This is a genomic window from Flavobacteriales bacterium, assembly GCA_013214975.1.
Taxonomy (GTDB): domain Bacteria; phylum Bacteroidota; class Bacteroidia; order DT-38; family DT-38; genus DT-38.
The window spans coordinates 1-9,266 of the sequence record JABSPR010000160.1 but is presented as its reverse complement, the minus strand read 5'-3'; the positions used below and the strand labels follow the sequence as shown (position 1 = coordinate 9,266).

At 36.2% G+C, this 9,266-nt stretch carries 8 protein-coding genes; 2 read left to right on the top strand and 6 right to left on the bottom strand.

Annotated features, from left to right (window positions below):
- The 5 genes from HRT72_05845 to HRT72_05825 form a co-directional block, all read right to left on the bottom strand.
- On the bottom strand, positions 1-520 hold a 520-nt coding region (locus tag HRT72_05845), incomplete at its 3' end, for a hypothetical protein (GenBank protein NQY67228.1).
- Between the two features lie 70 nt (positions 521-590).
- The gene (locus HRT72_05840) at positions 591-1,481 is read right to left on the bottom strand and encodes a hypothetical protein (GenBank protein ID NQY67227.1); all 891 of its coding nucleotides are present in this window, start codon (positions 1,479-1,481) and stop codon (positions 591-593) included.
- Positions 1,482-1,552: 71 nt separating this feature from the next.
- A complete protein-coding gene (locus HRT72_05835; GenBank protein NQY67226.1) occupies positions 1,553-4,312 on the bottom strand; it encodes an alkaline phosphatase family protein in 2,760 nt (919 codons plus the stop codon).
- A gap of 29 nt (positions 4,313-4,341) precedes the next feature.
- Positions 4,342-4,605, bottom strand: a complete 264-nt coding sequence (locus HRT72_05830; protein NQY67225.1) for a hypothetical protein — start codon at positions 4,603-4,605, stop codon at positions 4,342-4,344.
- 211 nt (positions 4,606-4,816) lie between these two features.
- Entirely contained in the window at positions 4,817-5,290 is a 474-nt protein-coding gene (locus HRT72_05825; protein NQY67224.1) for a hypothetical protein, read from the bottom strand.
- 80 nt (positions 5,291-5,370) lie between these two features.
- On the opposite strand from HRT72_05825, the gene HRT72_05820 reads away from it, so the two are divergent.
- Both HRT72_05820 and HRT72_05815 read left to right on the top strand, forming a co-directional pair.
- Positions 5,371-6,786, top strand: a complete 1,416-nt coding sequence (locus HRT72_05820) for a redoxin domain-containing protein (GenBank protein NQY67223.1) — start codon at positions 5,371-5,373, stop codon at positions 6,784-6,786.
- 16 nt (positions 6,787-6,802) lie between these two features.
- Entirely contained in the window at positions 6,803-7,069 is a 267-nt protein-coding gene (locus tag HRT72_05815; GenBank protein NQY67222.1) for a hypothetical protein, read from the top strand.
- Here the strand turns inward: HRT72_05815 and HRT72_05810 are convergent.
- A partial coding sequence (locus HRT72_05810) for a DNA gyrase/topoisomerase IV subunit A (protein NQY67221.1) occupies positions 7,070-9,266 on the bottom strand: 2,197 nt, incomplete at its 5' end.

Below are 9,266 nucleotides of genomic sequence, written 5' to 3'. Positions count from 1 at the left end.
CAACTGGATCATTGCTTTCAGATGCGTAAGTAGTTGCAGAAACCCATCCTGTAAAATCCGCACCCATCAACAAGTTATTTCCTGTATTAAAGCAAATATCACCTTTAATAGTATCTCCGCTAGCAATTCCTTTTGCCACGGTATCAACTCCAAGTATCGCATTAGAGCCTAACGCGTTAGCATTATTAGCAAGAGCACCATTACCATATCCCGATTTCCACGCCCAGCTAGTATAACTACCACCAGGGGCTGTAACAGATGAGGATGAAACAGTTGCAAACCCAGCTACAGTTGCTGAAACGGAAAACATAATATCATCTACACCATTCGTATCAAGATCTAAACTAAAACCAGCTATGTCTAAAGTATCGTTTGGATTTACATTACTGTACATTAAACCTGACTCCACGCTTGATATTACAACAATTGCCTCGGCGCTTGAAGAAGACAATACTGCTCCTGCCGCAACAGAGTATGCTGTTAGTTTTGTAAAACTTAAAGATTGTTTGTTTGTTTTCATATTTTTTGAGCTTTGTTTAGACAATAATACAATTAATACCAAGATAAATTATGATAACCGGGACTAGATATTAACGATTCAAGTACAACTTAACAGAAGTTAATTCAGTACCGTTAGATATAGTTGTTAAGAAAATGCCTTCTTTAAGACCAGTATTTATTACGTTATCACCTTGACTAATCTGATCTTCAAAGACCATCTTTCCATCAATAGTCATAATCCGCAGCATAAGGTCCGACTCCCTTACGTTGCTAATAAATATTGTATTCTCAAACGAGTAAATATCAAACACAATCTCTTCAATTTTACTAATAGAGGTAATAATTGCAGTATTTGACTGATCTTCATACGCATATGATATTACTCGTACGCCAGGATATTCTTGAGAATTCACCTGCATGTTTACCCAGCCATAATGTTCATTACCATCGATATAAAACTTCAAGCCCATATAAACATTATGCAGACCGGTATATGAAGCACCACTGGTATTGGGTCCATATAGGCCTTGAACCCATGGGTAATCAATTTCTAGATTGTAGCTTGTATTGGGATTTGCCTTACTCCCATTCCAATAAACTAACGAAGCGTAACGTGTTGCTAGAAAATTCGCATTGGCATCAACCACAAATGATTGTGGAAGGGCGAATGCCCAACCATATGACGTAACGGAACTCCATGTATAGCCTACAGCATATCCTTGAACAAAACTAACTCCAACATATGGCGCATTAGAAATTGTGCTAATAGCCGCAGTTATCGTAAGATCCGGAATGTTATCGCTATTGAAATCTATTATTAAAGATTCCGAAGATGCACAAAACAAAGTAGTGTCTGGACTAATATCTACCAGAATCGTTTCGGCTTCAACTTTTACTGAAGATGATATGACGGATATCGCTACTCCAGAATAAGTTAACAGCTTTGTTAAAGTCTCACTATTTAGCTTTTCGTAACCCATTAATCTCTGTATTACTTCTAGAAGTAATTGATAATAAAGCAGCTAAAATATACAAGACTCATCGAATCCTACTAGCTCACTTCTTCTGCACCTTTAGATCTAGACTTACTTCTATGTAAGCTTTTATCAACAACCGAAGCCATTTCTTTTACATCCATTGTTTTACCTAAAAAGGCATTCACCTTTTTTGCATTTGCTAATGGATCTGCTAGAACGTCTATATGGTTTACATAAAGGATATCAATATTTTGATTCTTCTTAACCCAGGTTTCAATATTCTCTAAGTTTTTCCTAAAAGCTAAATCTATGTTCATTGGATATGCATCTCCTTTAGACTTACCATCTCGTTTAAGCATTTCGTTTTGCGAAGTAACTACCTCTTCTACATCTCGAAGCATAAACACTATTTTGTAATTATACTTAACTGGTAAATTTCTTAGAAGGTGAGATATGATTTTTACAGCTCCCTCTCCAACGTCCTCTAACCATGTGGCATCTCGAGCTAATCTTTTCACTGCTTCGTGCTCAAGGTATCCCTTTGGGTTACTCTCATCGGCAGACCTTTCTCCATCAACAAACATTTCATGCCCGCCTTTCTCAAGCATCTGCATCATCATAGAAGTACCAGATCTTGGCAATCCTGATACTATTGTCAAGTTACCTTTACTAAGTTCTTGTAAAATCTCTTTTTGCTTATCGGCTTTTACTTGCTCACCTAATTCCTCATAAATCTTAATTAGCCAAGTTCTAGCTTTTCCCACATTAGGAGCCATAGATAAACACACGTTAAATGCCTCAGATGCTCGTTCAACCTCTCCATAGTGATAAAGAGCCTCGCCTAAGTGATAATGCGCAAACGGGAAATGATAAATCAACCCAACTGCATTTAATGCATTCTCAATAGCTTCAGAATATTCTTTCTTCCTTAAATGACAAATACTCAAAGAATGAAACGCTTCGGATAAATCAGGATCTATTGTTAAAGCAAACTTTAAACTCTTTTGAGCTTCATCCCACGATTTAAGTTGCATATGGCATCTTGCCACTTGCAAATTAATTTTTGTTGATCTAGGATTACCATCTAATGCTAACAAAAAGAATTTAAGGGCTTCTTTCGGCTTGCTCTCACCTAGAAGCAATGAACCTTCTAAAAAGTCTACTGATGGCATCCCTGCCCCTTCAACCATATCAGATCTTCCTTGCTGCCTCTTTCGTCCTCTTACCTTTTTCTTTTTAAGTTCTTTTTCAGGATCCTTCCCTTCTGCTTTGAGACGATCGATTTCCTCCTCACGCTTCTTCCGCATTTCTACGGCTTTAGCTTCAATTTCAACCTTTTTGTCTTCTTTCTCTTGTTTCTTTTTTGCCTGAAGGTCACGTAGATCAGTAATTACCTCTCTACATTCTTCCATTCTAAAACATTGCTGATAGCAAGTGGCCAATCTAAGCGCAAATCTAGACTCATCCGGTTCTGCTTTGTAAAGCTTTTCCAAAATAGGAATAGCCTCTACATATTTCCGAGCGCCAATAAATACACGTGCTAAGTTAAATTCTAACTCTTTAGCCGTTCTATCTATAGATATTTGAACATTAGGACCTGGATCTTCAATATACCCCAAATCAATTAGCTGCTGCATTACCTCTTTAGATGTTTCTTCATCCGTTGCAAGATCTTTAGGATGCATACCATCCTCACCTTTAATATTCTCCCAACTAGGAATTGAATCAACAGTTACCTCATCCTCAAACGCCTGAACAAGTGAATGTCCTTCCATGTCTTCCCCAACTGGTAATCCAAATAGGGTTAATATAGTTGGTGTTACATCTAATAAAGTAGCTCCATAAATACGCTCATCTTTCTTAATGTTTGGTCCGGCCATTACAACTATGCCAAATGGATTATGCTCCAAAGCTGGTGCTGCTGGCTCTTTGGGTAACGTACCAGGACGCAAGTGATCAGAATGAAATCCATGATCAGATATCAACATGATAGTGGTGTCTTCTCCAGCCAACGTAATCAATCTATCTAAAATCATATCATGGTAGAGGTAACCTGCATTGACCACATCCTTGTACATTCTAAATATATCATCTGGAACACCATTCATTTGCGGTGGATGAAATTTCATAAAACCGTGTCCAAAATGATCTATTGCATCATAATAAACACCCATAAAATCCCATTCTGTGTTTTCCATTGTCCAAGTAGCAGCAGAATGAATACTTGCGGCATCTGCAATAATTTTAGATAGCCCACCTAATCGAGAATCTCTATCCTGATCAACTTCTGCACAATGTGGTACAAATGGTTGAATATGGGCTTGAGTTAACTCATCGGGATGAATTCTTAGCGTAGCGAAAGTATCTTCTAATTCTGGTGGATGAACAGTTCCTGGCAACATAGGCCATCCCTCATTTAAGGCATTATTTGCTCTTTGGTATAAATTGGATACCGTTACACCATTAACAGGTTCTGCAGGGTGACTTGGCCACCATCCGATTACATTAGTCTTTAAATCGTGCTGCGTTAATATATTCCAAATAGCTTTTACTTTTCTCGAGGTACAGGATACAGGTCGCACTCCACTACCATCAGGACTCGGCTCCGTAAATCCAAGTATTCCATGCTTATCTGCTCTAACCCCAGTAGCGATAGATGTCCACAACATTGGAGAAAAAGGTGGTTCAAGGGTAGCAAAGTTACCCATCACTCCTCTGTTAATTAATTTCTCCAACGCAGGCATCTTACCTTCGTCTATTAACGGATTAATAACCTTCCAGTCAGCTGCATCCCAACCAATTACTAATACTTTTTTCGCGAGTCTTTTGCCCATTTCTTTCTTATTTCAATATTCTATAAAGGCTATTTTTCTTTCCTTTTATTCAATTTCTCCTGTCTTTTAACCTCGGCCTCTTTAAGCTTTACTTGTGTTTCCTTATCAAAAGGGAAAATTCCAAGTTCTTTTCTTTTGGCTCTCCAGGCAAAAAGCCCAACGTGACCAAGAGCTAATATCCCCATAGAGCCCTCGTGAGGAACCTCAATTGGCTTACCATCTCTTGTGGTTAAATTAAAATCTTTGGATGATGTGATTACAGGTTTCCCTGCTGTTGTTTTTTCTTCTGTCATAATGTTAAATAAATAATCTCCTTATTCCCTCACATTTAAAGGGACTTAAAAATAGACAAAAAACTAAGAAAATGCTTATACAAACGTTAAGGAATATGGTTGTCGGAAGATCTAGATTATATCGTTCTAACTCAAGACCTAAATGACATTCAGAAATATGCGGGCATAAAAAAAGGGGCACTTGGCCCCTCTTTTAAAACTATTTAAAAGACTATCCTTCGATAGTCTCTTCTGCAGCTGCTTCTTCAGTTTCGCCTTCTTCAGACTCACCTTCTTCAGAATGATCATGACCGCACTCTTCAGTACACTCATGTCCTTTTTCACCACATAACAATTTGCATCCTTCAGCAGAACAACCTTCGTTACAAACGTGCTCAGCTAATTCTTCTCCAGCTGCATCTGCTTCTTCGGCTACTTCAGTTTCAGTAGCTGCTTCTTCTGTTGCTGCTTCTTCTGTTGCTGTTTCTTCTGTAGCTGCTTCTTGCCCGCAAGCAACAAACAAACTCAAAAGAGCAACAAAACACAATCCGATTAATTTATTTAATGTATTCATTTCGTTTCCTTTTTTTGTATTTAATATTAATTTAATTCTACTCGACGTCGGCCCAAAGATACCATTTTTTATCTGAGTTAAACAAATAGGGTTATTCGCAGCAACTATTATAGACTTAATAGCTGTATTCAAATTAAAAAAATCAAAGTAGAATACACCTCGAAATTGACCAATAAAATTAAATTTGTACTTATCATCTAATGCCTACAATCATGAGTTTAGTTTTTAGACCTTTTACTTTCATTGGACTTTCCTTAGTTATTCTAAGCAGTCTATTTTACACATCATGCAAAACCCAACTTCCTGGACATAACATTAAAGTAAAGATTACTGGAGTTACAGATTCTGTTTGCTACTTGGCAAATTATTATGGTGAGAAACAATATTACAAAGACACTGCAAATTTTAATCAAGATGGTTATCTAGTGTTCAAAGGCTCCGACACGTTACCTGGTGGAGTATACTCGATTATTATACCAGGAGGTAAATACTTTGAATTCATTATTAACGAACAGCACTTTACTTTAGAAACGGACACTTCTAATTTCGTTAAAAACATGAAAATTGATGGATCCAAGGAAAATGAATTATTTTTCAATTATCTAAATCTAGTGGGTGAATCACAAATAAAATCAAAAGAAATAAATGAGAAGAAAGAAGAATTAGGAACTGATAAGGATTCAATTGCAATATATGATGAGATTCTATCCAATTTAAGAACGAATGTTGATAAAGTACGTGAGGATATAATCAACAATAATGAAGGTTTTTTTATTAGCGCCATGTTCAAGGCAATGAATGATCCTGTAATCCCAGAATTCCCAGCTTTGCCAAATGGAGATAGAGATTCCATTTCAACATATCAATACTACAAAACTCATTTCTTAGATAATATTGACTTAGGTGATGTAAGATTGTTAAGATCACCTATCCTGCACAAAAAGGTTATGAGGTATATCGAAAAAGTAGTACCGCAAGATCCTGATTCAATTAGTGTAGCAATTGATATTGTACTCAGTAAAGCGATAGTAGATCCAGACGTTTTTAAATATTTCGTAGTGAAGTTTGGAACAAAATATGAGAAATCGAAAGCTATGGGTATGGATGCTGTGTTTGTTCATATGGCATTCAACTATTATCTTACTGACAAAGTAACTTGGGTAGATTCTACTCAGCTTGCAACAATTAAAGAAAGAGCAACAATCTTAAAACCTCTATTGCTCGGTAAAAAGATAAACAATTTGGTACTGGCTGATGCTTCTGGTAATGACGTCTCCTTATATGATATCAAATCGAAGTACACGGTACTTTGGTTTTGGGACCCCGACTGTGGTCACTGCAAAAAAGCTACACCTAAGCTCAAAGAAATTTACGAAAAATATAGTCGTGAAGACCTTGAAGTATATGCAGTAGGCATTATGCCTGAAATAGAAGACTGGAATGATTTCATTCAAGAAAATGAATTAAATTGGATTAACGTAAACGATGTTAAAAGAACCGTTGATCTAAGAAAGAAATTTGATATTTATAGTACGCCAGTCGTTTTCGTTCTAGACGATCATATGAAAATTGTTGCCAAGCGAATTACTATAGAATCACTTGGTGAAATAATGAATCAAATTTTATAACGACAAGCGTAATCAAATGTCGAAATATAGCACAGGAAATTTTTTATCTTATTTATCTATTGCTATTTCATCAGCAGTAGTACTGAGAGTGTTCATGCCTCTCAGCTTATGGCACTATTTTACTATTAGCATTCTAGCGACTATCGTATTCGGCTTTGCTCTCAAAATAAGACTAGACAGTAAGAAAAAGATTCGGAAATCATTAAAGCAAACATTAATACTTTATAGCATTGCAGTTGTTATGCTTTCAATAAACTGGATATTGCTAATTTTAGAAGCTTGATTAAAATTCCATTTTAAATTGATCCTCGTCATTCAATGATTTTTTCTTTAAATTCTTAAGGACTGAAGACTTCTTAGGCTCCTCATTATCAGCTTCTTTACTAATTTCATCTTTACCAGGAGTTGAATCTTCTACATCGAGTCCAAGACCTTCTTCTTCCTCAACTTTCACTTCAGGCTCAACAGGAATCATTTTTTGAATTTCCTCTAGATCTTTAACTTCTTCTTCTTCCGTAAGTGGAATCAAATCAATCCCTCTTATTTTCTTAGTGGACAATCTATTCCCTAAAGCTTTAAATCCTTTGATTCCTATAAATTCTTCAAGCTGAACTATCTCATTGTCGAATTCTTTTCCTTTGACTTTCGAGAACGTAATATCAATCTTAGGTTTAAGGTTTACAGAAAGTATTTCGAGATAAGACTCTGTATGATCTGAGATAAAGCCTATTTTCTTGTATCCACCTTCAATTAGAAACCGTTTAACGAAATACTCCTTCTTATCCCCATCATAGTACACAGCAGACAACGGCTTTTCAGGAATCCACTTTTCAATAATAATCATGTCCTCTTCAAAGTGTGTACTTAGATCAAACGAACACAATTGAAAACTCCCTGACTGCATCACAGTTAATATCTTGTCTTCACCAGAGAATTCACCAAGTAACTCCCCTCTTTCTTCTGTATTTAATCGCTGAACCGTATCGTCGAACCAGATTTTAATTGCTCCCAAGGATGACGCACCTTGCTCTTTCAAATAAATTTTACTTACCGCATGCTTAGACAATATATTACCTGAGGCTCCTCTACCTTTTATAGCTAAATCCGCAAAGTCAATATTATATTTCAACTTCTTCAGTTTTGCCTGCGCCTTAAGTACAACTCTAATAATTTCAGTTTCTCCATTCGGGTTTGCAGAGAAGTAAAGAATTTTAGAATGCTCCTTCCCCTTTGTTAGAGGGTATTCCTTATCTCGTGTAATGGAAGTAACAGCACATCTCTTCATCATTATATTGCCTGCCTTACCATCTTGATAGACTATGTTATAGATAGTTCTATCATCTCCTTTTTTCCAGATACCTATATGTAATATATTCTTACCGAAAAATGCCTTGTCTGTGATCTTTGATACGATCATAACACCATCCTTGCGAATAACTATTATGCTATCAATATCAGAACAATCGCAAACAAACTCATCTCTTCTTAAACCATAGCCCGCAAAACCATCCTCTCTATTTATATAAAGTTTAATGTTCGCAACTGCCACTTTAGAGGCTACGATTGTTTCAAAAGATTTGATCTCGGTTCTTCTCTCTTTTCCTTCGCCGTATTTCTTCTTAAGTTCTTTAAAATAAGCAACAACGTAATCTTTAAGATTATCTAAATGATGATTTACTTCTTTTAACTGATCTTCAATACGGAGAAGTAACTCGTCGGCTTTAAAGCCATCAAACTTCGAAATTCGTTTTATTCTAATTTCTGTTAACCGAACTACATCTTCATCTGTAATTTCGCGTTTCAGTTTCTTCAAATGAGGCTTTAAGCCCTTGTAAATCGCTTCAATTACGGCTTCCCAAGTCTCGCATTCTTCAATGTCACGATATATTCTATTCTCAATAAATATCTTTTCAAGAGAAGTAAAATGCCAATGAGATTCTAGCTCATTACGCTTTATCTCAAGTTCCATCTGAGATAACTTAACCGTAAGATTCGTTGAAATCTTAAGCATTTCGTTTACCGAAATAAACTTTGGAGTATCGTCCTCTATAATACAGGCATTAGGCGAGATAGACATTTCACAATCTGTAAATGCATAAAGTGCATCTATTGTGTTATCCGGAGAAGTATTTGGTGGAAGTTGAAGAATGATTTCTACAAATTCAGCTGTATTATCTTCAATCTTCTTCATCTTAATTTTTCCTTTATCATTTGCTTTGATAATGGACTCAATTAAGCTTGAAGTCGTTGTTCCGAAAGGTATTTCGGATATAATAAGTGTCTTTTTATCCTCTTGTCTAATCTTCGCTCTTACTCTTACTTTTCCACCTCTTAATCCTCCATTATAATTAGAAAAGTCTGCAGAACCACCAGTTAAAAAATCAGGCACGATATCTACTTTTCTTCCTCTAATGTGACCAATTGACGCATCAATTAACTCGATGAAATTGTGAGGTAGTATTTTACACGCTAATCCAACT

Excerpts from the sequence above, each read along its gene's own strand:
- HRT72_05840 (NQY67227.1), bottom strand. The coding sequence starts at position 1,481 with ATGGGTTACGAAAAGCTAAATAGTGAGACTTTAACAAAGCTGTTAACT.
- HRT72_05835 (NQY67226.1), bottom strand. The coding sequence starts at position 4,312 with ATGGGCAAAAGACTCGCGAAAAAAGTATTAGTAATTGGTTGGGATGCA.
- HRT72_05830 (NQY67225.1), bottom strand. The coding sequence starts at position 4,605 with ATGACAGAAGAAAAAACAACAGCAGGGAAACCTGTAATCACATCATCC.
- HRT72_05820 (NQY67223.1), top strand. The coding sequence starts at position 5,371 with ATGAGTTTAGTTTTTAGACCTTTTACTTTCATTGGACTTTCCTTAGTT.
- HRT72_05815 (NQY67222.1), top strand. The coding sequence starts at position 6,803 with ATGTCGAAATATAGCACAGGAAATTTTTTATCTTATTTATCTATTGCT.